The 25,361-nt window shown below is 36.7% G+C and carries 23 protein-coding genes and 1 tRNA gene; 13 read left to right on the forward strand and 11 right to left on the reverse strand.

The window, feature by feature from the left end:
- Positions 1–46: 46 nt before the first annotated feature.
- Complete coding sequence (locus tag EKL99_RS11345) at positions 47–1,960, reverse strand: S9 family peptidase (RefSeq protein ID WP_126576977.1); 1,914 nt, start codon at positions 1,958–1,960, stop codon at positions 47–49.
- 233 nt (positions 1,961–2,193) lie between these two features.
- Here EKL99_RS11345 and EKL99_RS11350 point away from each other — a divergent pair, with 233 nt between their 5' ends.
- Together EKL99_RS11350 and mtgA are read left to right on the forward strand one after the other, a co-directional pair.
- Positions 2,194–3,306 carry an FAD-binding oxidoreductase gene (locus EKL99_RS11350; RefSeq protein ID WP_126553015.1) on the forward strand — a complete coding sequence of 371 codons (1,113 nt, stop codon included), beginning with the start codon at positions 2,194–2,196 and terminating at the stop codon, positions 3,304–3,306.
- Positions 3,306–4,052: a monofunctional biosynthetic peptidoglycan transglycosylase gene (gene mtgA, locus EKL99_RS11355; protein ID WP_126553013.1), complete on the forward strand. Its 747-nt coding sequence runs from the start codon at positions 3,306–3,308 to the stop codon at positions 4,050–4,052. The genes EKL99_RS11350 and mtgA overlap by 1 nt, the downstream gene beginning before the upstream one ends.
- A gap of 88 nt (positions 4,053–4,140) precedes the next feature.
- On the opposite strand, the gene EKL99_RS11360 is transcribed toward mtgA, so the two are convergent.
- Positions 4,141–4,214 (reverse strand) — tRNA-Ala (locus tag EKL99_RS11360).
- A 125-nt stretch (positions 4,215–4,339) separates the two neighbouring features.
- On the opposite strand from EKL99_RS11360, the gene EKL99_RS11365 reads away from it, so the two are divergent.
- The 4 genes from EKL99_RS11365 to EKL99_RS11380 all read left to right on the forward strand — a co-directional run bounded on the left by EKL99_RS11365 (position 4,340) and on the right by EKL99_RS11380 (position 6,807).
- Positions 4,340–5,107: an enoyl-CoA hydratase/isomerase family protein gene (locus EKL99_RS11365; RefSeq protein WP_126561294.1), complete on the forward strand. Its 768-nt coding sequence runs from the start codon at positions 4,340–4,342 to the stop codon at positions 5,105–5,107.
- A gap of 262 nt (positions 5,108–5,369) precedes the next feature.
- A complete protein-coding gene (locus tag EKL99_RS11370) occupies positions 5,370–5,834 on the forward strand; it encodes a 6-carboxytetrahydropterin synthase (RefSeq protein WP_126458035.1) in 465 nt (154 codons plus the stop codon).
- 4 nt (positions 5,835–5,838) lie between these two features.
- Positions 5,839–6,597 carry a UDP-2,3-diacylglucosamine diphosphatase gene (locus tag EKL99_RS11375; protein ID WP_126576978.1) on the forward strand — a complete coding sequence of 253 codons (759 nt, stop codon included), beginning with the start codon at positions 5,839–5,841 and terminating at the stop codon, positions 6,595–6,597.
- Between the two features lie 3 nt (positions 6,598–6,600).
- Positions 6,601–6,807: a hypothetical protein gene (locus tag EKL99_RS11380; RefSeq protein ID WP_126515206.1), complete on the forward strand. Its 207-nt coding sequence runs from the start codon at positions 6,601–6,603 to the stop codon at positions 6,805–6,807.
- A 58-nt stretch (positions 6,808–6,865) separates the two neighbouring features.
- On the opposite strand, the gene EKL99_RS11385 is transcribed toward EKL99_RS11380, so the two are convergent.
- From EKL99_RS11385 to EKL99_RS11410, 6 genes are all read right to left on the reverse strand, one after another.
- Positions 6,866–7,222 carry a hypothetical protein gene (locus EKL99_RS11385; RefSeq protein ID WP_126458028.1) on the reverse strand — a complete coding sequence of 119 codons (357 nt, stop codon included), beginning with the start codon at positions 7,220–7,222 and terminating at the stop codon, positions 6,866–6,868.
- A 253-nt stretch (positions 7,223–7,475) separates the two neighbouring features.
- On the reverse strand, positions 7,476–8,744 hold the full coding sequence (locus tag EKL99_RS11390) for an MFS transporter (RefSeq protein WP_126561297.1): 1,269 nt from the start codon (positions 8,742–8,744) through the stop codon (positions 7,476–7,478).
- Positions 8,745–8,753: 9 nt separating this feature from the next.
- Positions 8,754–10,445 carry a single-stranded-DNA-specific exonuclease RecJ gene (gene recJ / locus EKL99_RS11395; protein WP_126576979.1) on the reverse strand — a complete coding sequence of 564 codons (1,692 nt, stop codon included), beginning with the start codon at positions 10,443–10,445 and terminating at the stop codon, positions 8,754–8,756.
- Between the two features lie 106 nt (positions 10,446–10,551).
- On the reverse strand, positions 10,552–10,896 hold the full coding sequence (locus tag EKL99_RS11400; RefSeq protein ID WP_126576980.1) for a HopJ type III effector protein: 345 nt from the start codon (positions 10,894–10,896) through the stop codon (positions 10,552–10,554).
- A gap of 13 nt (positions 10,897–10,909) precedes the next feature.
- A complete protein-coding gene (rsmI, locus tag EKL99_RS11405) occupies positions 10,910–11,623 on the reverse strand; it encodes a 16S rRNA (cytidine(1402)-2'-O)-methyltransferase (protein ID WP_126553001.1) in 714 nt (237 codons plus the stop codon).
- 77 nt (positions 11,624–11,700) lie between these two features.
- On the reverse strand, positions 11,701–12,777 hold the full coding sequence (locus EKL99_RS11410) for a hypothetical protein (protein ID WP_126576981.1): 1,077 nt from the start codon (positions 12,775–12,777) through the stop codon (positions 11,701–11,703).
- A 248-nt stretch (positions 12,778–13,025) separates the two neighbouring features.
- Between EKL99_RS11410 and EKL99_RS11415 the strand changes: the two genes are divergently transcribed.
- Positions 13,026–13,616: a thymidine kinase gene (locus EKL99_RS11415; protein WP_126451959.1), complete on the forward strand. Its 591-nt coding sequence runs from the start codon at positions 13,026–13,028 to the stop codon at positions 13,614–13,616.
- Between the two features lie 422 nt (positions 13,617–14,038).
- Here the strand turns inward: EKL99_RS11415 and EKL99_RS11420 are convergent, their stop codons facing one another.
- Positions 14,039–14,644 carry a thioredoxin family protein gene (locus EKL99_RS11420; protein ID WP_126552997.1) on the reverse strand — a complete coding sequence of 202 codons (606 nt, stop codon included), beginning with the start codon at positions 14,642–14,644 and terminating at the stop codon, positions 14,039–14,041.
- A 105-nt stretch (positions 14,645–14,749) separates the two neighbouring features.
- On the opposite strand from EKL99_RS11420, the gene EKL99_RS11425 reads away from it, so the two are divergent.
- The 4 genes from EKL99_RS11425 to EKL99_RS11440 all read left to right on the forward strand — a co-directional run bounded on the left by EKL99_RS11425 (position 14,750) and on the right by EKL99_RS11440 (position 19,549).
- Complete coding sequence (locus EKL99_RS11425) at positions 14,750–15,529, forward strand: patatin-like phospholipase family protein (RefSeq protein ID WP_126451957.1); 780 nt, start codon at positions 14,750–14,752, stop codon at positions 15,527–15,529.
- Positions 15,530–15,597: 68 nt separating this feature from the next.
- Positions 15,598–16,305, forward strand: coding sequence for a UMP kinase (gene pyrH / locus EKL99_RS11430; RefSeq protein ID WP_126458007.1), 708 nt, complete (start codon positions 15,598–15,600; stop codon positions 16,303–16,305).
- A 70-nt stretch (positions 16,306–16,375) separates the two neighbouring features.
- Positions 16,376–16,939, forward strand: a complete 564-nt coding sequence (gene frr, locus EKL99_RS11435) for a ribosome recycling factor (RefSeq protein WP_126552995.1) — start codon at positions 16,376–16,378, stop codon at positions 16,937–16,939.
- A gap of 111 nt (positions 16,940–17,050) precedes the next feature.
- The gene (locus tag EKL99_RS11440; protein WP_126576982.1) at positions 17,051–19,549 is read left to right on the forward strand and encodes a DUF5686 family protein; all 2,499 of its coding nucleotides are present in this window, start codon (positions 17,051–17,053) and stop codon (positions 19,547–19,549) included.
- Here the strand turns inward: EKL99_RS11440 and EKL99_RS11445 are convergent.
- Positions 19,546–19,875, reverse strand: a complete 330-nt coding sequence (locus EKL99_RS11445) for a multidrug efflux SMR transporter (RefSeq protein ID WP_126451953.1) — start codon at positions 19,873–19,875, stop codon at positions 19,546–19,548. The genes EKL99_RS11440 and EKL99_RS11445 overlap by 4 nt on opposite strands.
- A 1-nt stretch (position 19,876) precedes the next feature.
- Entirely contained in the window at positions 19,877–22,147 is a 2,271-nt protein-coding gene (locus EKL99_RS11450; RefSeq protein WP_126552992.1) for a cation:proton antiporter, read from the reverse strand.
- Between the two features lie 198 nt (positions 22,148–22,345).
- On the opposite strand from EKL99_RS11450, the gene EKL99_RS11455 reads away from it, so the two are divergent.
- Both EKL99_RS11455 and EKL99_RS11460 read left to right on the forward strand, forming a co-directional pair.
- A complete protein-coding gene (locus EKL99_RS11455) occupies positions 22,346–24,766 on the forward strand; it encodes an RND family transporter (RefSeq protein ID WP_126561305.1) in 2,421 nt (806 codons plus the stop codon).
- Positions 24,767–24,899: 133 nt separating this feature from the next.
- On the forward strand, positions 24,900–25,196 hold the full coding sequence (locus tag EKL99_RS11460; protein ID WP_126576983.1) for a hypothetical protein: 297 nt from the start codon (positions 24,900–24,902) through the stop codon (positions 25,194–25,196).
- The last annotated feature ends 165 nt before the right edge of the window (positions 25,197–25,361 follow it).

A 25,361-nucleotide genomic window follows, 5' to 3' on the forward strand; every position in this document is an offset into this window, starting at 1 on the left:
AAAAAACCCCACGAAAAAGTGAGGCTTCCTATTTTTAAAATGATTTCTACAAGGTTTCTTTGAGCCATTTGAAAAATTCACCTTGCCAAACCTGCGCATTTTGAGGTTTTAGTACCCAGTGATTTTCTTCCGGGAAATACAAAAATCTACTTTTTATTCCTCGTAATTGTGCTGCTTGGAACGCTTCCTGTCCTTGTCCTATTGGTACACGAAAATCTTTTCCGCCTTGAATAATTAAAATAGGTTTGTTCCATTTCTCTACCAGAGTCATTGGGTTGAATGTCGTGTAGGTTTTTTGCGCTACAGCATTGTCTTTTTCCCAGTACGCACCGCCAAAATCCCAATTGCTAAAGAAAACTTCTTCGGTAGTCCCAAACATGCTTTGGGTGTTAAAAACACCATCATGGGCAATGAAGGTTTTGAATCGGTTGTTGTGCATTCCGGCCAGATAGAAAACAGAATACCCACCGTAACTGGCACCAACGCATCCTAAACGAGTGGCATCAACATATTTTTCCTTAGCAATAGCATCAATCGCTGACAGGTAGTCATCAATTACTTGTCCGCCCCAATCTTTGCTGATTTGCTCATTCCATTCCACGCCATGACCTTGCATTCCACGACGGTTAGGAGCCACAACAATATAGCCGTTGGCAGCCATCAGCTGTAAATTCCATCGGAAGGAATAAAATTGTGTCAATGGAGATTGAGGTCCGCCTTGACAATACAAAAGCGTTGGGTATTTTTTTGAAGCATCAAAATTAGGAGGAAGAACCACCCAAACTAACATTTTTTTGCCATCTGTTGTCGTTACATATCTTCTTTCGGTTTTGCTTAGCGCCAAAGAATTATAAATTGTAGTATTGACATTAGACAGTTGTTTCCAAGTCTTTCTCTTCAGATTATAAGAAAAAAGTTCTGCCGCATGATTCATGTCGGTTCTCGTTACAATGATATTATCACCGGAAAACCCAACTAAATCATTGACATCAAATTCTCCATTGGTGACTTGGCGAACGGTAATTGCTCCCGAAGCTTCTGGATTGGTCAGACCAGGAAAATTAACTTCAAACAACTGCTTTGTTCCGTCTACAGGGGCAACAAAAAATATTTTTTCCCCGTCACTACTCCAGATGAAATTGTCTACTGTTCCATCCCAATTGGCCGTTAAGTTCATTTTCATTCCTTTGAAACTAACTATCAGGTCGTTTTTATCTGCCTCATACCCATCTCGTTTCATTTGCAACCAAGTCAAATTTCCGGTTGGAGAAAATTGTGGAGCGGTATCATATCCAAGGTTTTCTTCCGTTCTATTGCTGGTTTTCCCAGTTTTCAGGTTGTATTCATAGATATTGGTGTTGGTAGAAAGAGCATAGTCAGTTCCTGCTTTTTTCTTGCTTACGTACAGAATACTTTTGCTGTCTGGCGACCAAATGTAATCTTCATCACCACCAAAAGGTTTTTGTGGACTGTCGAAATTTTCGCCTTTCAGAATGTCAATTCCCATGGCGCCTTCTTTGTTTTCTTTATAAAAAACATGGTTGTATTTGCCTTCATTCCAGGTATCCCAATGACGATAATTCAATCCGTCATAGATTTGAACATCTGATTTTACTAATTCTGGATAAAAATCTTTTCCATGAACGTTCTCCATTTTTACTTCTTCATTGTAAACGATATATTTCCCGTCAGGAGACCTGTTTTTATCTTTTAACAGGGCTGCGGTATCTTTTACTTCGGTTGGATTTCCGCCATTTACGGGTAAAGTGTAGAATTTTGTATCCGATTTATTTTCTTGAACAGAAGGAGTTGTTACTTTATACACTACATTTTTTCCATCTTTGGAAATGCCTAAAGGGGTTACTCTTCCTAGTTTCCAGAGCAGTTCTGGAGTCATTACATTTTGTGCCATAGCATTTAAACTCATCATTAATAAAGGTATAAATAGGAATTTGTTCATTTTAATAATTTATTTTTTCGAATGCTAAAATTAGCCAATTTAATTTGATGTTTTTTTGTTTTTAATACTTGTTTTTTAGCCCCGATAAAAGTGGAAATCCCTTTGTTTTTTTCTTTAAAAAATAAAAGATTACTTCACACTACTTTTATTTTAATTGGAGTTCAGTGAATTTATTTAGAACGGATAGCGGTATTAGCTCCAAAAAATTATTATTTTTATAAAAATATTTAAACATGGATTTGAGCTATTGGGAGTTGAAAAACTGGTTTACTGATGTAAATTATACCATCGTAGGAAGCGGTATTGTGGGCTTACATGCTGCATTACGCTTGCGCGAAAGATTCCCTGAAAGCAAAATTCTAGTGTTGGAAAAAGGAATGTTGCCGCAGGGCGCGAGTACTAAAAATGCCGGTTTTGCTTGTTTTGGAAGTCTCTCAGAAATCATCGATGATTTAAAATCCCACTCGGAAGAGGAAGTCATTCATCTCGTTCAAAAACGGTGGCAAGGCTTGCAGTTGTTGCGAAAAAGATTGGGTGATGACACGATAGATTTTAAACCGTACGGCGGATATGAGTTGTTTTTAAAAGCAGATGAAAGTAGCTATAATGAATGTGCTGGAAAATTACCATTTATCAATGAAATCTTAAGACCACTTTTCAAAGCCGATGTTTTCGCCATGGAAGTAAACTGTTTTGGGTTTAGCGGGATAGAGGAATATTTAGTTTTCAATCCGTTTGAAGCACAAATAGATACCGGAAATATGATGCAGGCGTTGTTGAAAGAAGCGGTTTCTAAAAATATTTTAATCCTGAATCAACAAACCGTTACCTCCTATTTCGACAACGGGAATAAAGTGGAAGTGGCACTTGCTGATTTTAGTTTTAGTACCCAGAAAATACTGTTTGCAACAAATGGTTTTGCTAATACATTGACAAATGGTGCGGTTAAACCGGCCAGAGCACAAGTTTTAATTACGGAGCCTATCAAAAACTTAAATATAAAAGGAACTTTTCACTTGGATAGAGGGTATTATTATTTTAGGAATATTGGCGATAGAATACTACTGGGCGGAGGAAGAAATCTGGATTTTGAAACGGAAAATACAACTGAATTTGGACAAACAGAAATTGTCCAAAATAAATTGGAACAATTATTAAAAGAAGTAATTTTGCCGAATCAGGATTTCCAAATTGCACACCGTTGGAGCGGCATTATGGGTGTTGGTAACAGCAAAAGTCCTATCGTTTCACAACTGTCAGATAATGTCTATTGCGGTGTGCGATTGGGTGGAATGGGAGTGGCAATAGGAAGTTTAATTGGAACAGAATTAGCAGATTTAGTATAATGGCAACGAAAATAACACCCAGGAAATCAAAACAACCCATTAAAAAAGAAACAACCTCTTTTATGAGCAAACTAATTCGTTTTTTATTCAAAATATTGTTGTGGTTCATCGGACTCTCTTTATTTTTTGTGGTATTTTTTAAATTTGTACCCGTTCCGTTTACCCCATTAATGGTGATTCGTGCAATTGAAAATAAAGTAGGTGGGAAAGAAGTTTTCTATAGCCACGACTGGGAACCTATTGAAAACATCTCGATGAATCTTCAAAAAGCCGTGATTGCCAGTGAAGATGGAACGTTCCTGAAACATAATGGTTTTGATTTTGTAGCCATGCAAAAAGCGTATAAAAGCAATGAACGAGGCCGAAGAATAAAAGGAGGAAGCACAATATCACAACAAACGGCCAAAAACGTATTTCTTTGGCAAGGCCGCAGTTATTTGAGAAAAGGATTGGAAGCATATTTCACTCTTCTGATTGAAATCATTTGGGGAAAGGAACGCATTATGGAAGTCTACTTGAACAGTATCGAAATGGGGAATGGTGTCTATGGAGCTCAAGCAGCCACCGAACATTGGTATCGAAAAGATGCTTCCAGTTTAACACTAATCCAGGCTGCAGGAATAGCCGCGATATTACCCAATCCAAGAAAATATTCGGCGACTAGTTCTTCCACGTATATCAACAGGCGAAAAGCTAAAATTGTACGCGTGATGCGACAAGTAGGAAAAATTGAATATCCAAAATAGTTTGTAGCAGTCTTAAAAAGTAATCAGATAATTTCTAAAAATAAAAAACCGTAAACTCTTAATTAAAAGATTTTACGGTTTTGTTTTGTGGAGAATATCGGATTCGAACCGATCACCTCTTGCCTGCCAGGCAAGCACTCTAGCCAAATGAGCTAATCCCCCAAACTAGTTCGCAAATATAACATATAAATTTCCCAAAAAGCAAATTTCAAAATACAAATCCATTCTATTTGAAAAAAAGTCAAATCCTCCTTTACTTTTTTTAACTTTACATCAAAATCCCCACTATGGTATCAGAAAACCCAATAGGTTCGCTCTTCACAACTATTGATAATAAAATTGCAACCGTTACATTTGCTCATCCTTCGAGTAATTCTTTTCCGAGAGAATTGTTAGATCGACTCACTACTGAATTCAATAATTTAAGTGCCGATCCAGCCGTTTCGGTGATAGTTATACAAAGTGAAGGCTCGGGTGCTTTTTGTGCGGGTGCTTCTTTTGATGAACTTTTAGCTGTTTCCAATGAAGAAGCAGGAACACAATTTTTTTCTGGATTTGCGCATTTGATCAATGCAATGCGTTCATGTTCCAAGCTTATCGTCGGGCGCATTCATGGAAAAGCAGTTGGTGGAGGCGTAGGAATTGCTTCCGCCTGTGATTATGCATTGGCGACAAAAAATGCATCAATAAAACTATCAGAATTGGCCATCGGAATTGGTCCCTTTGTAATAGAACCTGTCGTTTCGAAGAAAATCGGAAAAACGGCAATGGCCGAAATGACCCTCGCAGCCCATGAATGGAAAACTGCTGATTGGGCCACAGCCAAAGGATTATACGCTAATACTTTTGAAACCATAACAGAACTGGATGCCGCAATAGCTGATTTCACTGGTAAATTATCCGGTTACAATCCAAAAGGTTTATTGGAGATGAAAAAGGTTTTCTGGGAAGGAACGCAACATTGGGATACATTGTTGCTAGAACGCGCCGCGATTTCGGGTAAATTGGTGTTGTCTGATTTTACCAGAAAAGCATTGTCCCAATTCAAAAAGTGATTTTCGAAGGATTTATTCTGAATTTATTTCAGGAGCTATTTCCTGCTGTACACTATATCTTTTTATAAGGTGGAAAAAAATCACCTTATAAAAAGGATGCCGTTTCCATCAGGGCTAGAACATTTGTTGATTATCAAATTCGGATTACAAACAAAATAATTTCATCCTATCTCCCTCCACTTTGGGGAGGGTTGGGGAGGGAAAATATTTACATCCCATTTCTCATATCAATTTGCTAAATTTGCATCAAAATTAAACTCCAATGAGCAATATCAGAATTACTAAACAATTTAGTTTCGAAACCGGTCACGCCTTATATGGCTATGATGGGAAATGTAAAAATGTCCACGGACATAGTTATAAATTGTCAGTAACGGTAATTGGAACCCCAATTTCAGATCGCTCTAATGTGAAATTTGGAATGGTGATTGACTTCACGGATTTAAAGAAAATTGTAAAAGAAGAAATAGTAGATCAATTTGACCATGCGACTGTTTTCAACGGAACAACCCCGCATATCGAATTGGCAAACGAATTAATAGTTCGCGGACACCATGTTATTTTAGTAGAGTACCAACCAACAAGCGAAAATATGGTAGTTGATTTTTCTCAAAGAATCATCAGAAGATTACCCGAAGGAATCACCCTTTTCTCTTTGAAATTACAAGAAACCGAATCTTCTTTCGCGGAATGGTTTGCCAGTGATAATGTGAAATCCATACTGTAACTTCATGCAATTACACAATAACAAAAAAATATATTTTGCCTCCGACCAGCATTTTGGCGCACCAACACCCGAATTGAGTTTCCCGAGAGAACAAAAATTCGTAGCTTGGCTCGACGAAGTAAAAGACGATGCTGAAGCTATTTTTCTGTTGGGCGATTTATTTGATTTTTGGTTCGAATACAAAACCGTAGTTCCAAAAGGGTTTATCCGTATTTTAGGTAAATTGGCCGAAATCCGAGACAGTGGAATCCCTATTTATTTCTTCGTGGGAAACCATGATTTATGGATGGAAGATTATTTTCAGAAGGAATTGAACATTCCAGTTTTTCATGACAATCAAGAATATACTTTTGGAGATAAAACATTCCTTATTGGCCACGGTGATGGAAAAGGTCCTGGAGATCTAGGGTACAAACGCATGAAAAAAGTGTTTGCCAATCCGTTTTTCAAATGGCTTTTCAGATGGTTGCATCCGGATATTGGAGTTAAACTGGCGCAATACCTGTCCGTAAAAAACAAACTGATCTCTGGTGATGAAGATGTGACTTTTCTTGGCGAAGACAACGAATGGCTGATTCTTTATTCTAAAAGAAAACTGCAAACCAAACACTACAATTATCTTATTTTTGGCCACCGCCATTTGCCTATGAAAGTAACCGTAGGAGAAAATTCCGAGTATGTGAATCTGGGTGACTGGATTACGTATTTTACTTATGGTGTTTTTGACGGCGAGAATTTTGAGATTAAAAAGTATAAAAATTAAATTATGAAAACTGAAAATAAAGTATCTAAATTTTTTATTCATTTAGGAATTATATTGTTGACTGTTGGTTTTTTATCTATCGACTTGGATGATTTTTCTTTTGAAAATAATAAAAAATCATATTTCAAAATTATCGTTGCAATTGTATCTTTCATGATTTCGTTTTACAGAATTCAAAACGAAAAACATACCAATCAAATTAAAAACTGAAAAGCATATAAGAAAATACTTTTTGTATATTTTGCAATTATCGCAAATAAACCAATCCCTAATTCATTCCCTCTCCATACAAATAATCATCTAGATTTATTTTAAACAAAGTGCCTTCTACCAAATCTTTTACGGCATCTAATTCTTCCATGGAAACGGCCAAATCAATTTGGGAACAAGGTGTTTTTAGTAAAAATTTGTGGCATTTGTTTTTCAGTTCACAATCATCGCAACATCTGTTTTGGATGTAGCTGTCTTCAATACAACGTTTAAATAGTTGCAGTTCCTGTTGGGTAAAATAAAAACCCATTTCTCTAAAAACCAATTGGACTTTGTCCAGTACAACGTCATTATCTTTTCTCCAGTAGAAAGCAGTGCCTAAATTGTTATGATATATTTGTTTTATTTCTTGCATGTTTCATTAGTTTGAAGCAAATATAAGTATTATTTATATTTGTTCTAAATAATAAAACATAAAAAAGCATAAAAGTTTGGTAAAATAATCTTGAAATTTTTAATATAGCATGTATAATGCCATTCTACTTTTGTAATTAACAACCGTGCAGTTTGTCATTTCGACGAAGGAGAAATCACATCAAGTTATTCAAATTGTGTGATTCCCCCTTGTCGGACTCGAGTGATAGCAAACTGGCGAAGCAATGACAATATTACTCGCTATTTTCATGTTCCTCAATATCTTTTTGCAAGTCCAGTTTTCTAAAAGTAGGGAATACAGCTCCTGTAATAAATACAGTAATCAGTGTCATGCTTCCACCAAAGACCACTGCGCTAACAGTTCCCATCAGCTTTGCGGTTAATCCACTTTCGAAAGCACCCAATTCATTAGAGGAACCCACAAATATAGAATTCACGGCTGCAACTCGGCCTCTCATGTGATCCGGAGTTTTCAATTGCAAAATAGTTTGGCGTATCACCACCGAAATCCCATCGAAAACACCGCTTAAAAATAAAGCCGCAACTGACAACCAAAAAATCGATGAAAGTCCAAAAACGATAATACAAATCCCAAACGCAAAAATTGCCGATAACAATTTCATACCTGCATTTTTGGTAAAAGGAATATAAGCGGATATTATTAGCATCAAAAATGCGCCAACTGCCGGTGCGGCTCTCAAAACACCAAACCCTTGGGGACCGACTTTCAAAATATCCTGTGCAAAAATGGGTAACAGCGCTACAGCTCCTCCAAAAAGGACGGCAATCATATCTAGTGATAAAGCACCTAAAATCGTTTTATTGTTGTAGACAAACTTCACACCTTCCTTCAAACTTTCCATAATGGGTTCGCCAATTTTTGGATTCAAAATAGGTTTCGTTGCAATTTGGGTTAAAGCGATTAACGCAAAAAGTGAACACCCCAAAACGATGGACATGGACCAATGAACACCAATCCAATTGATCGAAAAACCGGCTACCGCAGGTCCTAAAACGGAACTTATTTGCCAAACAGAACTGCTCCAAGTGGCAGCATTGGGATATAATTTTTTAGGAACAATCAAAGACAAAAGAGAAAATATCGTCGGGCCAAGAAAAGCACGAACCAATCCGCCTAAAAACACGAAAAAGTAAATAGAATATAAAATAGTTTGGGTAGAAAAGTCTTTTATAAAGGGTGGCCATGTAAATAAAAACAAGCCCAAACTAATAATTGAAAATCCTAATATGCATTTAAATAGCAATCCTTTTTTCTCCTTTTGATCGACTATATGTCCGGCAAATAAAGCCATTGAAATGGCTGGAATAACTTCCATTAATCCAATAATTCCTAAGGACAACGGGTTTTTGGTTAAACTGTAGACTTCCCATTCAATGACGATAAATTGCATCGACCAGCCAAAAACCATAGCAAAACGCAATAACAAAAAAATATTGAATTCTTTATACCGCAGTGCCGAATACGGGTCTTTTTTTTTCATAACAAATAATCATTCTTTAATATCTCGCAATCGCAATTGCAAGCTTGTTTTTCCTTTCCATTCGTTTTCATCAATGCAATAGACCGCTTGAAAAGGTTTTTGATGCGTAGTCAGTTCCATTTTATCACCTAAGTTAAAACCAATTGCAGCAATACCTTCGGAATTATTTTGTTTGACAAAAAGTTTTAGGTGTTCCTCTTCTTGACCCATAGGTTTTCCATAACCAGTGTCTTTAATGTTTTTAGTCAGGAAAATTGGCGTCATATTTTGTGGTCCGTACGGTTCAAATTGTTTCAGAATCCGGATTAATTTTGGAGTAATATCCGCAAAATCAATCTCGGCGTCAACTGCAATTTCGGGTGTCAACATATCCGAATGAATGGTTCTTTCCACTTCTTTTTCGAAAGCGTCTTTAAAGATTTGATAGTTTTCTGCCGCCAATGTCATTCCCGCAGCATACATGTGACCGCCAAATTGTTCCAAATATTCTGTACACGCTTCGAGTGCATTATACACATCAAATCCTTTTACGGAACGTGCCGAAGCCGCATATTTATCGCCACTTTTGGTGAAAACAAGTGTTGGACGGTAATACGTTTCAATCAAACGGGAAGCGACAATTCCAATCACACCTTTGTGCCAATCTTCTTGAAAAACTACGGAAGTAAAACGTTCTTTTTCATTATTTTCCTCAATCTGTTGCAACGCTTCTTTGGTAATTAATTTATCTAAATCTTTTCGTTCAGAATTATATGCCTCAATTTCAGAAGCAAATTGTTGGGCTTGCTCAAAATCAAATTCGGTTAATAATTCTACCGCATGATTGCCGTGTTTGATCCGTCCGGCAGCGTTTATCCTGGGGGCGATGATGAAAACAACATCGGTAATGTCTAAAGTTTGTTTTTTTATCTGGTGGATTATAGCTTTGATTCCTGGTCTTGGATCCGTGTTTATAACTTGCAGTCCAAAATAAGCCAGCACCCGATTTTCTCCGGTCATCGGAACGATATCAGCGGCAATGGCAGCCGATACTAAATCCAGATACGGAACCAAATCCTCAATTGTCTGGTTTCGGTTGACACCCAAAGCCTGAATCAATTTGAAACCTATTCCACAACCACACAACTCATCATAAGGATAATTACAATCATCACGTTTTGGATCGAGAACAGCAACGGCTTCAGGCAGAGAATTTCCTGGTCTATGGTGGTCACAAATGATAAAATCGATGTTTTTTGCTTTGGCATACCCCACATGATCAATGGATTTTATACCACAATCCAAAGCGATGATAAGTGAAAACCCATTGTCATCAGCAAAGTCAATTCCTTTAAATGAAATTCCGTACCCTTCATCATAACGATCCGGAATGTAAGTCGCCACGTTTGGATAATAGGTTTTTAAATAGGAAGAAACGAGAGAAACTGCGGTGGTACCATCGACATCATAATCGCCAAAAACAAGAATATTTTCCTCATTTTCAATTGCTTTTTCGATTCGGGCTACTGCTTTTTCCATATCTTTCATCAAGTACGGATCGTGCAAATCAGCTAAACTCGGACGAAAAAATCGTTTGGCATCTTCAAAAGTTTCAATGCCGCGTTGTACTAATAAAGTGGCCACAAAATCTTCTACATTCAATGCTTTCGCCAAATGTTGAACGGCATTTTCGGAAGGTTTTGGTTTTAGGGTCCAACGCATATTGATTAGGAATTATAAAATTGTATTAAGAATTTTGTCAGGTCGAGCGCAGTCGAGACCAACTGATGTGTCTCGACTGCGCTCGACCTGACATCGGATTGTAATTTTATTTTGAAACCAAAGCACTTCCGTAAAATGCAATTCCATCCCATCCGGTTTTTATGAAATTGCGGATGTTTTGGTGATCTGTTCCGTTTGGATTTTGCAAAACATCTTCGTAATAATACGTTCCAAAACAGGCTAATGTTGCTGCTTCTGATAAACTTTGAATTTCAGCGAAAGCGAACAACTTGCAAGATCCTGAATTTTCTCCAGCTGCATTGTGTTGCAAACCATTCTCAAATGCTGTAGGAGTAAAATCGTAGTTATCTTCAATTGTTGCGATGGTTTCTGCAAACGTGATCATTTCTGGCGTTTGCTTTAATTTATCTAAAAAGGATTCTAAATTCATAGTTTTTTATGGGTTATTCTTCTTCCGAAAATTTACTTTTTTTAGGTTCTTTAGTGATAGTTTTTCCACTGATCACGACGACAATTTCACCTCTTGGTGCTATTTTATTAAAATGATCGACCACTTCTTTCACGCTTCCGCGAACATTTTCTTCGTGTAGTTTGGATAATTCTCTGGAAACCGATATTTGGCGGTCTTCGCCAAAAAAGGTACTAAATTCCGCTAAAGTTTTTACTAATTTATGTGGAGAAACATATAAAATCATCGTTCTGGTTTCTTCTGCCAACGCTAAATATCTAGTTTGACGTCCTTTTTTATCAGGCAAAAAACCTTCGAAAACAAATTTATCATTGGGTAAACCACTGTTGACTAATGCCGGAACAAACGCCGTTGCACCCGGTAAACATTCCACATCAATTCCGTTTTCAACACAAGCGCGGGTCAGTAAAAAACCAGGATCAGAAATCGCTGGCGTTCCTGCATCTGAGATTAAGGCGATATTTTCTCCGGCTTTTAACCTCGAAATTAAATTCTCGATGGTTTTGTGTTCGTTGTGCATGTGATGGCTGTACATGTGAGTGCCAATTTCGAAATGCTTTAACAATTTTCCGCTTGTACGCGTATCTTCGGCGAGAATCAAATCGACTTCTTTAAGAATCCGAATCGCTCGAAAAGTCATATCTTCGAGATTGCCAATAGGCGTAGGAACGATGTATAATTTTGACATAGATAAAATAATTAAATACAAAATTTAAAGAAAGTCTGTATTTGTTCAAATGTATATTCAGAACAATTCAAGGCGATTTACAAAAATTTTTTCTCTATAATATCCATAAAACGTTCTTCATACTCTTGTTTTCCTTCCCAGTTGTTATAGTCCGGTTTTACCATTTCCTGGATAAAATCTCTGGTTTCATAGAAAGTATCAAATGTGATTAATTGATTTAAAACGCGGTTGTAATCTTCGCTGCTGTTTCCAAAAAGATGTTTTATAAAAGCAATGCGGTCATTTAAATCGATATTGATTCCTTTAGCTAATTTTTCGTTCAGCGAAACTATTTTTGACTCTGCTTTTTCGGTTGGTGCTGCGGGAGTACTTTCTGATTCCGGTTCTTCAGGTTGTAGATTTTCTTTTGGAGTTTCAATAACTATTGCTGTTGGAATGTTATCTACTTGCTGTTTTTTTACAAAAAGCGTGTCGTGATAATTGCCTCCTAATAAATCCTCAAAAGAGATTTGCACCGCTTGCGCTTTCTTTGGCATTTCCAATTCCGTCTGCGTTTCTTCTTCCTGTGATAATTCAAAAGCAGGTTCAAAAGGCGCTTCCGGTTCTGCTGTCTCATCCTCTGCTTCCGTTTCCGTAGCAACAACTGTTTCGCCGACTACCATTTCCTCTTCTTTTTCATGCTCCTCAAGTAGCGCTTCGGCTTGCTCTAAAGGCATTTCGATAGTTTTCTCAGCAGCTGCTTCCTCAATAATTATTTCCTCTTCAGGAATTTTATCAGCTTCAGTTTCTTGGACTTCCACGGCACTTTCTTCTTCCGTTGCAACTGGATCCGGTTCCTCTGAAGGAGTTATTTCTTGGGTTTGTTCCAAAGTCGTTTCTACTGTTTCTTCAACTATTGTTTCTTCTAGTACCGCAACTGTTTGTGGTTGAACGGAATCAGTTGTATCAAAAACAGCTGCGATTTCTCTACTGATTTCCGTTATACCAATGGTTGGTTTTGCTTCACTGAAATGTTCGTCCACAAATCGTAAGACAGAAAGTTTTTCATATAACTTCTGTGTTTCCAGATATAATTGATTGATATCAGATTTATTTTTTAGCTGTAATATTCTGTGTGCAATGCTGATTAAATCGGCTTCCAATTTTTTTTTCATGTCTGTTGAAATTATAGGGTGTTAAGCGGGTCTTTTTTGATGCGTTTTCGTATTCCGTTTGATATCGTCCCAAGAAAAGGGAATCTTTGTGAACACGATTTTTATTTTTTTAAATAAGTGCTCTCGAATCTCCCATTTGATATAAATTTTATACTTTTGAAACGACGTAAAAGTATACAATTTTTAAGTCGGTTTCTTTATTATAAAGCAATAAAAACTATTCATTTTTTAAGTCAGAAAAATACAAAATGTTTCTCGAAAATACAGTAAATCACAAAGAACAATTTGGTTGGATCGAAGTCATTTGTGGCTCCATGTTTTCGGGTAAGACCGAAGAATTGATCCGTCGTTTGAGAAGAGCGCAATTTGCCAAGCAAAAAGTCGAAATTTTCAAACCAGCAATCGACACCCGCTATGATGATGAAATGGTGGTCTCTCATGATGCTAATGAAATCCGTTCTACGCCCGTTCCCGCTGCCGCAAATATTGCAATTTTGGCGCAAGGTTGTGATGTAGTGGGCATTGACGAAGCACAGTTTTTCGATGACGAAATTGTCAAGATCTGTAACGATTTGGCCAATCAGGGAATCCGTGTTATTGTGGCCGGATTGGATATGGATTTCAAGGGAAATCCTTTTGGCCCGATGCCTGCTTTAATGGCAACTGCTGAATATGTAACCAAAGTCCATGCCGTGTGTACCCGCACGGGAAATCTCGCGAATTACAGTTTCCGCAAAACCGACAATGACAAACTCGTCATGCTGGGCGAAACCGAAGAATACGAACCATTGAGCCGTGCTGCGTATTATCATGCGATGCGGAAAGATCAGGAGAAGTAAATCCTCTCCCCTTCTTAATTCCATTTTTTTCTGAAATTCCCAAGTTAGATAATTCACATACGAATAGGTTTTATTTAAATCCAATAAATTAATGTCTGTTATCACAACTATTCCTTTTTAACAAAACTACAAAAAAAGGATTCTCGTGGAATAACTTTGTTAAATTGATTCCTGCTATAACTGACAAATAGAATTTAGTCTACACGGTTGAACTATATTTGAGACCAATAATCCTAAATCTGCAACTCTGATAGCAATAAAACAGGTGTTGTGCTATCGATAACTTGATAAATATCAGATATTTTTTTAAAATATTGGTTTTAAGACATGCTACCATAAAAGTACATGCTTGACTTCCTATAATCACTTTTTAAACAAAATAGGTTAGACTATTCAAAATTTGATGCGTATTGACTTAAAAATTACACCTCTAAATTAACCATTAAACCAATCAACTCCTTTTGGGTTGTTATCCCTTTATCGTGCAAATACCAGAGTTGTAAGTTGGTTTTTAAAGTTTCGTCAATAACGCCAAATTCTTTTTTATAATCCGCAACCAAATCAGCAGCAGCTTTAGGTCTTGGTCCCCAACTACCGAGTATAGCGCCTGTTGTTTTAGCGACAACGATCAATATAGGAATTGATTTTTTTTTGTTCGTCAAATATAAGTTCATTAATTCTTCATTTTCATCACGCAGCACAATTCTCAAGTCAATTTTGCCAGATTGCACTGCCATTGTATTCATGATTGGCAACAACTGAGCAGCATCTCCGCACCAACCTTCTGAAATTACTACCCAAATGTATTCACTTTTTAGATTCTTTAACTTAATCTGATTTTCTTCCGTAATTGTAATGGTTTTGTCCAAACGATGCATACGGGTTTCATTCAGGGTGCTATACTGCGTCAAATTTTCGGATTGTTCCTTTCCTGTGGATTTTCCTTCCAATATTAAATCTGAAATAAGTTTTCTGTATTCGGTATAGGAATGACTGTTAAATAATGCTTTAGCTACAGGAATTTTCATAATACGTAAGTTGTTTACACAAAGTTAGCATAAAATTGGCCTATAAAGATGACTTATATCAGTTTCAATTCTACAAAAAGTGTATTTTTATCCTAAATTACAAAGATGGATTTAAAAACAAAATCGATAGGATTAGTTCTCTCCGGAGGCGGTTCTAAGGGTATTGCTCATGCTGGCGTGATCAAATTTTTAGAAGAAAAAAACATACGCCCGTCTCAGATAGCGGGTACGAGCGCAGGTGCTATTGTTGGTGCAATGTATGCCTGGGGAAAGACACCGGAGGAAATTCTGGAGTTTTTCAAGTCGATCTATCTTTTTCATTGGAAACATTTGACCTTTAAAAAGGCGGGGTTGATTGATTCAGAATCCTTCAAAAGTTATTTTCATACTATTTTTGGAGAGGCCGTTTTGGGCGATTTAAAAATTCCAATTCAAATTACAGCTACCGATATGGTTCGAGGAAAACTAAAAATATTTGCCCCCGAAACAAAAATTACAGATGCTGTTTTAGCTTCCTCGGCGTTTCCGGGTATTTTGTCCCCTTATGAAATAAAAGGAAGCATTTATAGTGACGGAGGGATCCTAAATCATTTTCCAACAGATATCCTGCAAGGACAATGCGATACCCTGATTGGTGTTTACGTGAGTCCCATTCAAAAAATAGACGCCAAAGATTTGAATACGATCAAAGCGGTAACGACTCGGGCTTTTGATATTCTTTCGGCAAATTCTAATATGCATAAATTTAACATCTGCGACTGGATCATAGAACCAAAGGATTTATGCCTGTACAGTACGTTTGAAACCAACCGAATTAAAATGGATGCCGTATTTAACATTGGCTATGAAGCCGCAAAAAAATCGTACGAAAAACTAAATTTATAAAATTTAAATAACGCATTTTTTAGAAAACAGAATATGTCTATATTTGCACCAATCAACTCAACACACACATGAAATACAAAAGAATTCTTCTTAAACTAAGTGGAGAAGCTTTAATGGGCGACTTGCAATACGGAATTGACCCAAAAAGACTAGCTGAATACGCTGACGAAATTAAACTAATTCATGATAAAGGAGTAGAAATAGCGATTGTAATAGGTGGTGGAAATATTTTTAGAGGAGTTGCCGGAGCCAGCGCAGGAATGGACAGAGTCCAAGGAGATTACATGGGAATGCTGGCCACTGTGATCAACGGAATGGCCTTACAGGGTGCACTGGAAGAAAAAGGAATGAAAACCCGTTTGCAAACGGCGTTAAAAATGGAATCCATTGCGGAACCTTATATCAAAAGAAGAGCAGACCGCCACCTGGAGAAAGGAAGAATTGTAATTTTTGGAGCCGGAACCGGAAATCCTTATTTCACAACAGATACCGCAGCCGTTTTACGGGGTATTGAGATCAATGCTAATGTGATTCTAAAAGGAACTCGCGTGGATGGTGTGTATGATTGTGATCCGGAAAAAAATCCATCTGCCGTGAAATTCGATTTTATTTCCTTTGAAGATGTCCTCAAAAAAGGATTGAACGTAATGGACACAACCGCTTTTACATTAAGCCAGGAAAATAAATTACCAATCGTGGTTTTTGATATGAATAAAGTAGGCAATTTATTGAAAATCTGCGAAGGAGAAAACATAGGAACCGTAGTAAATATATAGTTAATGGTTCCTGGTTATAGCTTTTGGATTGCTCCAAATTTCTAAAACCCAAAACCCAAAACCTAAAAAAATGACTGAAGAAATTGAATTTATATTAGATAGCACCAAGGAATCCATGACCGGTTCTATTGCACATTTAGAAAAAGAATTTTTGAATATTCGTGCCGGAAAAGCATCTCCTGCCATGCTGGGAAGTGTTTTTGTTGATTATTACGGATCGGCAACACCGCTTTCGCAGGTATCAAAAATCAGTGTGCCTGATGCCAGAACAATTACGTTACAACCTTTTGAAAAAAACATGCTGCACGTGATTGAAAAAGCAATTATGGTGGCCAACATTGGTTTTAACCCAATGAATAACGGTGATGTAATTATCATCAGTGTTCCTGCACTAACTGAGGAAAGAAGACGTGATCTTGCCAAACAAGCCAAAGTTGAAGCCGAAGACGCTAAAGTGGGTATCAGAAATGCCAGAAAAGATGCTAACACTGAGATCAAAAAATTAGAAAAAGACGGAACATCAGAAGACATTTGCAAAAGTGCCGAAGAAGAAGTTCAAAACTTAACCAATAGTTATATCCGCAAAATAGATGAACTTTTAGTGGTTAAAGAAGCTGAAATCATGAAAGTGTAATTCCTTTTCAAATCCTATTAAAAATCCGTTCGCTTAGGGGAACGGATTTTTTTATTGTTACTTTTGCGATACCAAAATGAGATTATACCCGTTTTGCAGTAAACCCTATTTATGAAGCAATTGTGTGTGTTCTTCTTTTTTTTAACGCTTTCGCTACAGGCGCAGTTTCAAGTCAATGGAATTGTGAAAGAGTCTACAACCAATAAACCATTGCCTTTTGCCACGATTACTACAACTGACGGTATAAACTCCATCTCTGATGTCGATGGGAAGTTTAGTATCGTTACTCCAATTCCATTTACAGCCTTTGATGTTTCATATATTGGTTTCACCAAAGCCCGGATTGCCATCGAGAAAAACAAAAATTATTATGTGGTCATGCTGTCTCAAAAAACAGATGATTTGAATGAAGTGGTGGTTCCAGGCGAAAACCCGGCTTTGGCAATTATCAGAAAGGCAATCATAAATAAAGACAATAATAACCCCCAAAAAAAACTCCAAAGTTTCGAGTTTAAATCCTACAAAAAACTCATTGTAAGCGCAAATCCAGACTCCATTAATGGGAGAATCGATTCTGTTTTTGTTCAAAAATCAAGGGGCGATCAGTTTTCAAAAATTGACTCCTCTGAGTATAAGTTTAAAGATATCGTACGCCAGCAACATCTGTTTCAGACTGAAAAAGTATCACAATATCAATTTGCGAATAACACATTAAAAGAAACTATATTAGGCACCAAAATGGCGGGTTTCAAGCAACCTGTTTATGAAATCATTGCATTTAATTTGCAGTCCTTCTCTATTTACGATTCCGGTTACGAACTTTTTGAGACCAAGTACAACAGTCCCATTGCTAATGATGCCCTAAAAGATTACAACTACAAACTCTTGGATTCCCTGATCATTGACGGCAGAAACACCTACATGATTTACTTCAAGAACAAGAAAAAAAGAAGAGCGTCAGGACTGGAAGGCGTACTTTATATTGACCAAAATAATTTTGCTGTCGCCAAAGCAGTAATGCGCATAAAAGGCGTTCTTGACATTAGTGGAATTCATAACTTTAAGTACATTCCCAGTGAAAAATTATGGTTTCCAACGGACAAAACCTTTAAAATTGTAAAGGGCAAAAATGATGACGATATAAAAATCCTTGGCGGAACGATTCAATTTGATGGTGATGTAGAAAACGATTTTAAAGAACGAAAAAAAACAGCCTCGGATTTCACCTATTTATTGTCGCAAACCAACAATTTTGAAATCCAATATAACATTCCAATCCAAATAAAAAAATCAGCCGTCACTATCGAAATCAAAGACGATGCGATTAATAAACCAGAAGCTTTTTGGGACACTTACAGAAAAGACAGCTTAGACAGCCGAAGCAAAAAGACCTATCTAGCACTCGACAGTATTTCGATCAAAAAAAGAATTGAAAGCCGCCTCCGTTTTGGCAGGAAAATTATCAACGGGTATTTACCTATAGGAAAATTCGATTTAGACTTACGAAAATTGTTTAGCTATAATAACTACGAAGGATTTAGATTGGGAATTGGGGGCACTACAAACGAACGATTTTCAAAAAATTTCAGAGTCGAAGGATACACCGCTTACGGAACAAAAGATAATGATTTTAAGTATAACTTAGGAATAGCAGCACGTGTAGGGAAATTTACTAATTCCTGGATAGGAGTTTCCTATACGGATGATCTTCGAGAAATTGCCAGTACCGTATTTGCAATTGACAAAAAGCCTTTTAAAATTTATGATCCCAGACCAATAAACATCAGTACTTTTTATAATTATGTAACTTGGAAAACATTTATAGAGACTAAAATCATTCCAAAAACCGAAAGTTTATGGGAACTCTCTAGAACGGCTGTGGAGCCACAATTCAATTATATTTTCAATTTAAACGGAAAATTATATCCTAATTACGTGATGACTACTGCGATGGTTTCTTTGCGCTGGAATCCATTTAGTGATTATATGCAAACGCCTACGGGACGAATTGAGGTTGAAAAACGTTTTCCGAAATTTACGTTTCAATACACCCAATCCCTCCCCAAAATCTGGCAAAATGATTTTGAGTTTAGCAAAATAGATTTTAAAACAGAGTATGAAAAAAAATATTTAAACGGTCAAAAAACAAGCTTACTTTTCGAGGTAGGATATTCTTTTGGCGCAATACCCTTAACTCATTTGTACAACACCTCGCCTAATAATATTACCAAAGAAACTATCATTCAAAGGATCACTTTTTCAGGCAAAAACAGTTTTGAAACCATGTTTTTCAATGAGTTTTTCTCTAGTCAATATGCCTATTTTCAATTCAAGCACGGGTTTAGCCGTGTCACATTATTCAAAAAAATAAAACCGTCTTTAGTCATTGTATCCCGCATGGCTTGGGGTAATTTACAAAACCCGGAGCAGCACATCGGATTGGATTATAAGACACTGAACAAAGGGTATTTCGAATCGGGAATCGAACTGAATCAAATTTACAAAGGACTTGGATTAGGTGGGTTTTACCGGTATGGACCCAATCAGTTGAGTAAATTTCAAGATAATATTGCTGTCAAAATAAGCTTCGTCCTCAATATAGGCCTTTAATGACTCGACACAAATTTTAATCCTATAATAGAACTGATCAAAGTGGTGATGAAAAATATTCGCCAAAAATCAGCTGGTTCTTTAAAGACAAAAATTCCAACCAATACGGTTCCCACTGCTCCTATTCCAGTCCAAACCGCGTATGCGGTGCCTATAGGCAAAGTGAGTGTGGCTTTGTAAAGTAATCCCATGCTTATTGCCAGACAAATCAAGAATCCGCACAACCAGAATGTAGCTGTCATTCCGGAACTTTCCTTGGCTTTGCCCAAGCAAGTGGCAAAACCCACTTCAAAAAGACCTCCTAAAATTAATAAAATCCAGTTCATATTATTGTTTTAAAATTAATACCGAAGGAACTCCGCTCAGCCAAGTGCTTCTGGAGTCCACCAAGTCTTTCCAACTTTCAAGACTGACTACCATTAAATCCTGCTGATCTAAAAATTCCTTTTTAATGATTTTATCGGTTATCAAACCAATGTTATTTGGGTATTTTTGCTCCAAAGAATCAATAGCGCTCTTCATGACAAAATTAGTCGTAAGATGCCCATTTACATCCAAAAGAATAATTTTAGAATTGTTGTTGTAAATTAATTTTTGCACATAATCAATCAAAAAAGAGTCTTCAGGGCTAAAAATTGGAATAAAAATATGGTTTACGTGCTGTAAATCTTTATCGATCAAAATCCCTATTGGCATCTTGGTTTTAGAAATAATCTGTCTGGTTCTTTCATCAAAGGGCGAGTTTTCAAACAAGCCTTCTTTGCCGGTAAACTTATCAATCAAACGATCCGGATTGATGATCCGTGTGGTAAAGCCAATTACTTTTCCAAGAATAGTCCCTTCAAAAATAGATTTCCCTAGACCTATCAATAACAAATCATAGTCGCCTTGATTGGCTACATCGGCAATTTCAGTTTCAATATCCATCGTTGCTTTAAAAATCGTGGTGATGTCCTGTTTCAGGAGATGGGATTCTTCAACAATAGGATAAAAACTATTTTTTTCTTTGTCTTCCATGTTAAAAGTATGTACCTCATCACTTAAAGACAAATGCATGACGGTAACACTGGAAGTGTTTTTCTGTTTTTTTATCAAACTATTGGCCAATCGAAGCAACGATTTTCCTTTTTCATTGTTTCCAAATGAAATTAAAATTCGGTATTTGTTATCATTTGATGGTTCCAAAATCTCAACCCCATCTTTGGTTTTAAAAATATAATTGATGAGATCTAAGGCCGGACCGGTCATAAAAGTCGTGACCAAAGCCATAATGACCATCATGGTAAAGACTTCAGGAGTCAACACTTTAAGCTCCAACCCGATGTTTAACACAATCAATTCCATCAAACCTCTGGTATTCATCAAAGCGCCAATTGTCAAACTATCCCGCCAACTTTGCCCTATAAATCTGGCGGCCAATGCACTCCCCAAAAATTTGCCTACTACGGCTACCAGAATAATAAAACCGGTCACTTTCCACAAATACGGATCATTGATCAGCCCAATTTCAGTTTTCAAACCTGTGAATACAAAAAATAAAGGCAGTAAAAGAATCAACGCCACATCCTCTACTTTTTCTATAAATATGGTCCTGAATTTTGGAACATCTGGCATAATGGCTCCCGCCATAAACGCTCCAAATAAAGCATGAATACCGATAACCTCAGTAGCATACGAGGAAATAATAAGTACCAGAAAAAAGATCGCCACAACTGGTTTTATAATACTGTCTTTAGAACCATATAAATCCCCAATTCTTTTTAGAAATGGTTTTACAATAAAAATCATAGCCACAACATAAAGTACCGCCAACATAATAATGTATAAGGAACTCACGAACGTTCCTGCTTTCACGATCGCAATGACCACTGCCAGAATACACCAAGCCGTAATATCATCAGCAGCAGCACATGTAATAACAATAGCGCCTAACTTTGTTTTATGAATTCCTCGTTCCTGAACGATTCTGGCCAGAACCGGAAAAGCAGTGATACTCAACGCAATTCCCATAAACAAACTGAAAGAAAGGAACTTAACTCCTTCAGGAGCAAATCGATTGTACACAAAATAAGCCAGACCAATCCCGAGAGTAAAGGGAATGACGATGCTCGCATGACTGATTACCACGGCTTCATTTGCTTTGTTCTTCAGTACTTTTAAATCGAGTTCCATCCCTATCACGAACATAAAAAGAATCAGTCCTATCTGACTCAAAAACTTTAAGTTTCCTAACGATTCAACAGGAAATAAAGCAATTGAAAATTCCGGAAAATACAATCCCAGTAAGGATGGTCCTAGAACAATACCCGCAATAATTTCCCCAATTACTGAAGGCTGACCAATTTTCTTGAAAATCCAGCCAAAAACACGAGCAACTAGAATAATCGTAATAATTTGCGCCAAAAGGATAGCCAAAGGATCTTGGAAGTTATGCCGAATCGACGCTAAAAAATCACTCCAGGAACCGTTTCCACTTTCTGGTGTCACTATCGTTTCTGCAACTTCTAAATGCTTCCCTTTAGTTATAATCCAATACATTAGTGCTATAAAACCGCCAGTAACACTTAAATAAAATAGTGTGTTTTTATAATTCTTCATATTTGTTTTTATATGGACTTTCCCAACTTTAAAGAAACAAAGATGAGAAATTCAAATGTATAATTTATATGCCACAAAATTATTTTATTGTAAAATAAAAAAAGGGTATAATTAGCCCGGTAAAACAACAAAAAGTTTCTTTTAAAAGAAATGATTTATAGTGGTTTTGACTACCTTTACCGCCTTTAATATTGACTTATGATTAAGTGGTTTAGTTTAGGATTTTGGGAATTAATAGCGCGAATTGTCCTCAGAAATAGAATTTTGATGTTATCCATTATTGTTGTGATAACAGCTCTTTTAGCACTACAATGGAAAAATATCCACTTCACTTTTACCGAAGCCAATTTATTACCGGATGATAATATTGTAAATATTGAGTACAACGCTTTTCTAAATAAATTTGGCGAAGAGGGAAATCTAGTCATCATCGGTGTAAAAGATAACTCCATATTTACCCCAAAAGCCTATGCTTCCTGGAGCAAAATGATGAATACGCTGAAAGAAGACAAAGCGGTAGATTTAGTAATTTCGTTAAATGACTTAAAGAAATTACAAAAAAATGATTCGCTGCAAACCTTTGAACTCGTTCCTTTTGTGGACCAAAGCAAAACTCTTGATCCGGCATATCTTCAAAAGATCAAAAAAGAACTATTCAATGATTTGCCTTTTTACGAAGGATTACTTTTCAACAAAAGATCGGGAAGCATTCGCTCTGCCGTATACATGGATAAAAAAATTGTAAACACAGCAGCCCGAAAAGATTTTATTCTGGATAAATTAGTTCCCGCAGTCGAAACATTCGAAAAAGAAACCGGAATCGACCTGCGCGTTTCAGGCATGCCTTACATCCGGACGCTAAACGCAAAAACCATCACCGATGAAATAAGTATCTTCATTGGAGCTTCACTATTAGTTACTTCACTGCTTTTCTTTTTCTTTTTTAGAAGTTTTAGGGCGACGTTAATATCAATGGTAATTGTCATTATTGGGGTAATGTGGTCTTTTGGATTTTTAGGATTACTGAACTACGAAATCACTGTTTTGACCGCTTTAGTTCCGTCATTAATCATCGTAATCGGAATTCCGAATTGTATTTTCCTGACCAATAAATACCATCAGGAATATAAAATTCACCACAATAAAGCCAAAGCATTACAGCGTGTCACTACCAAAGTAGGAATGGCAACCTTGATGACGAATCTCACCACGGCCATAGGTTTTGCTACGTTTGTGGCTTCTAATAATCAATTGTTACTGGAATTTGGCGTCGTGACTTCTATCAATATTATGGCACTTTTCTTTTTATGCATCATTGTCATCCCTATTTTTCACAGTTATATTCCGGCTCCGAAAGAGCGCCACATCGAACACCTAGACCGCAATTATGTGAAGGTTTTTATGGATTGGATTCTGAGAAACGTAAAATACAATCGCTTTTCAATTTATGTCGTTTCTGTTATTCTTTTAGTAATTAGCATTGTAGGCATCTACGAAATGCGCATTTCCGGTAGTTTAATTGAAGACATGCCTAAAAAAGAAGCCTTTTTTGAAGACATTGTTTTCTTCGAAAAAGAATTTGATGGAGTGATGCCCCTCGAAATCATGATTGACACCAAACGCAAAAAAGGAGTTATGAAATTGTCTACGCTTAGGCGAATGGAAGAACTGGAGGAAACCATTGATGAAATTCCGGAATTGTCAAAACCCATTTCTATTGTCAATTTAATTAAATATTCCAAACAAGCGTATTATAACGGAAACCCAGACTATTATGAATTGCCAACGTCACAGGAACAGTCGTTTATTTTGTCGTATGCTAAAAATGCTACAAAAAACTCGAAAGATAATCTGATGAAAAGCTATGTAGATTCCACTGGACAATTTGCCCGAATCACGACTTTTATGCGCGATGAAAATGGCGATAATATTGCCAAAATTGAAGCTGAAATTCGTAAGAAAGCTGATAAAATTTTCCCGCCAGATCAATATAAAGTCACCATCACCGGAAAAGCTTTAGTTTTCCAAAAAGGAACCGGTTACCTACTGGACAACTTACTTTCGTCGCTGGCTTTCGCCTTTTTCCTGACCGCACTTTTGATTGGTTTTATGTTCCGTTCGTTCAAAATGGTGTTGGTTTCTATCATTCCTAATTTATTGCCGTTAATGCTAACCGCAGGAATCATGGGCTTTCTGGACATTCCGCTGAAACCGTCGACGATATTGGTTTTCGGAATTGCGTTTGGTCTTTCGGTGGATGACACCGTAAGATTTCTGTCGCAATACCGCGAGGAATTAAAGAAAAATAACTGGAAAATTCGCAAATCCGTTTACGCCACATTTACGGATGCCGGCCTGAGCATGTTTTATACTTCTATCGTGTTGTTCTTTGGATTTTCGGTGTTTATGTTGTCCAGTTTTGGCGGAACAATAGCACTTGGCGGATTGATTTCGCTAACATTATTATTCGGAATGCTATCCAATTTGATGTTGTTGCCAGCTTTAGTCTTGACCTTGAATAAAACTTTGGCCAACGAACAAGATTTTATCGAACCCAAAATTGACATCATCGAACCAAGTGATGCCGAGATTGATGATTTAGAGCAAAAAAATAAGTAAAGTTTATATACACTGTACTTGAATATTATTTTATATTATTCAAAGTAATATCGTACTTTAACTCCCAGAAAGGTGTCGTAAGAATACCGTTTATCTGGCAATCGATACTAATTTAAATTAATACAATGCAGTCATGAAAAAACATAAATACAGCAATTTTCTCTTAATTACGTTAACCGGCGTACTTGTTTCCTGCGGTGATATTTCAAAACAAGCTGAAGAAAAAATCAATCAGTTGAATGCCAAGGCGGAAAAGTTAGATTCACTGGTTAATAAAGAGTTGAAGAAAGTAAATTCCCTTGATTCTATAATCAACACAGAAGGAGCTAAAGTAAAAAAACTCGACTCATTAATTACTAAATCAACTTCAAAAATTGATTCTATTGCCAATAGTAAACTGAATCTACTAAAGAAAATTAACAATAATTAAGAATCATAAAATTTATTTTTCAACTTACATTCCCATTTTTGAATTTTCCTGCTCTTCTGCTTCGCAAAGTTTCTAACTTTTAAGATGTAACTTTTAGTTTTTTACTGATGGAATTAGATTCAAACCAATAAATCATGCTCCTCAAAGTTTCCAACTTTGAGGAGC

Origin of the sequence: Flavobacterium sp. ZB4P23 (assembly GCF_003970375.1) — a bacterium.
GTDB lineage: Bacteria > Bacteroidota > Bacteroidia > Flavobacteriales > Flavobacteriaceae > Flavobacterium.

What these genes read in the sequence shown, in the direction of transcription:
- EKL99_RS11425 (WP_126451957.1), top strand. Translation starts at nt 14,750, where the DNA reads ATGGATTTAAAAACAAAATCGATAGGATTAGTTCTCTCCGGAGGCGGT.
- EKL99_RS11415 (WP_126451959.1), top strand. Translation starts at nt 13,026, where the DNA reads ATGTTTCTCGAAAATACAGTAAATCACAAAGAACAATTTGGTTGGATC.
- EKL99_RS11390 (WP_126561297.1), bottom strand. Translation starts at nt 8,744, where the DNA reads ATGAAAAAAAAAGACCCGTATTCGGCACTGCGGTATAAAGAATTCAAT.
- EKL99_RS11375 (WP_126576978.1), top strand. Translation starts at nt 5,839, where the DNA reads ATGCAATTACACAATAACAAAAAAATATATTTTGCCTCCGACCAGCAT.
- EKL99_RS11385 (WP_126458028.1), bottom strand. Translation starts at nt 7,222, where the DNA reads ATGCAAGAAATAAAACAAATATATCATAACAATTTAGGCACTGCTTTC.
- rsmI (WP_126553001.1), bottom strand. Translation starts at nt 11,623, where the DNA reads ATGTCAAAATTATACATCGTTCCTACGCCTATTGGCAATCTCGAAGAT.
- EKL99_RS11440 (WP_126576982.1), top strand. Translation starts at nt 17,051, where the DNA reads ATGAAGCAATTGTGTGTGTTCTTCTTTTTTTTAACGCTTTCGCTACAG.
- EKL99_RS11345 (WP_126576977.1), bottom strand. Translation starts at nt 1,960, where the DNA reads ATGAACAAATTCCTATTTATACCTTTATTAATGATGAGTTTAAATGCT.
- frr (WP_126552995.1), top strand. Translation starts at nt 16,376, where the DNA reads ATGACTGAAGAAATTGAATTTATATTAGATAGCACCAAGGAATCCATG.
- EKL99_RS11350 (WP_126553015.1), top strand. Translation starts at nt 2,194, where the DNA reads ATGGATTTGAGCTATTGGGAGTTGAAAAACTGGTTTACTGATGTAAAT.
- recJ (WP_126576979.1), bottom strand. Translation starts at nt 10,445, where the DNA reads ATGCGTTGGACCCTAAAACCAAAACCTTCCGAAAATGCCGTTCAACAT.
- EKL99_RS11365 (WP_126561294.1), top strand. Translation starts at nt 4,340, where the DNA reads ATGGTATCAGAAAACCCAATAGGTTCGCTCTTCACAACTATTGATAAT.
- pyrH (WP_126458007.1), top strand. Translation starts at nt 15,598, where the DNA reads ATGAAATACAAAAGAATTCTTCTTAAACTAAGTGGAGAAGCTTTAATG.
- EKL99_RS11460 (WP_126576983.1), top strand. Translation starts at nt 24,900, where the DNA reads ATGAAAAAACATAAATACAGCAATTTTCTCTTAATTACGTTAACCGGC.
- EKL99_RS11445 (WP_126451953.1), bottom strand. Translation starts at nt 19,875, where the DNA reads ATGAACTGGATTTTATTAATTTTAGGAGGTCTTTTTGAAGTGGGTTTT.
- EKL99_RS11420 (WP_126552997.1), bottom strand. Translation starts at nt 14,644, where the DNA reads ATGAAAATTCCTGTAGCTAAAGCATTATTTAACAGTCATTCCTATACC.
- EKL99_RS11450 (WP_126552992.1), bottom strand. Translation starts at nt 22,147, where the DNA reads ATGAAGAATTATAAAAACACACTATTTTATTTAAGTGTTACTGGCGGT.
- EKL99_RS11400 (WP_126576980.1), bottom strand. Translation starts at nt 10,896, where the DNA reads ATGAATTTAGAATCCTTTTTAGATAAATTAAAGCAAACGCCAGAAATG.
- EKL99_RS11455 (WP_126561305.1), top strand. Translation starts at nt 22,346, where the DNA reads ATGATTAAGTGGTTTAGTTTAGGATTTTGGGAATTAATAGCGCGAATT.
- EKL99_RS11370 (WP_126458035.1), top strand. Translation starts at nt 5,370, where the DNA reads ATGAGCAATATCAGAATTACTAAACAATTTAGTTTCGAAACCGGTCAC.
- mtgA (WP_126553013.1), top strand. Translation starts at nt 3,306, where the DNA reads ATGGCAACGAAAATAACACCCAGGAAATCAAAACAACCCATTAAAAAA.
- EKL99_RS11410 (WP_126576981.1), bottom strand. Translation starts at nt 12,777, where the DNA reads ATGAAAAAAAAATTGGAAGCCGATTTAATCAGCATTGCACACAGAATA.
- EKL99_RS11380 (WP_126515206.1), top strand. Translation starts at nt 6,601, where the DNA reads ATGAAAACTGAAAATAAAGTATCTAAATTTTTTATTCATTTAGGAATT.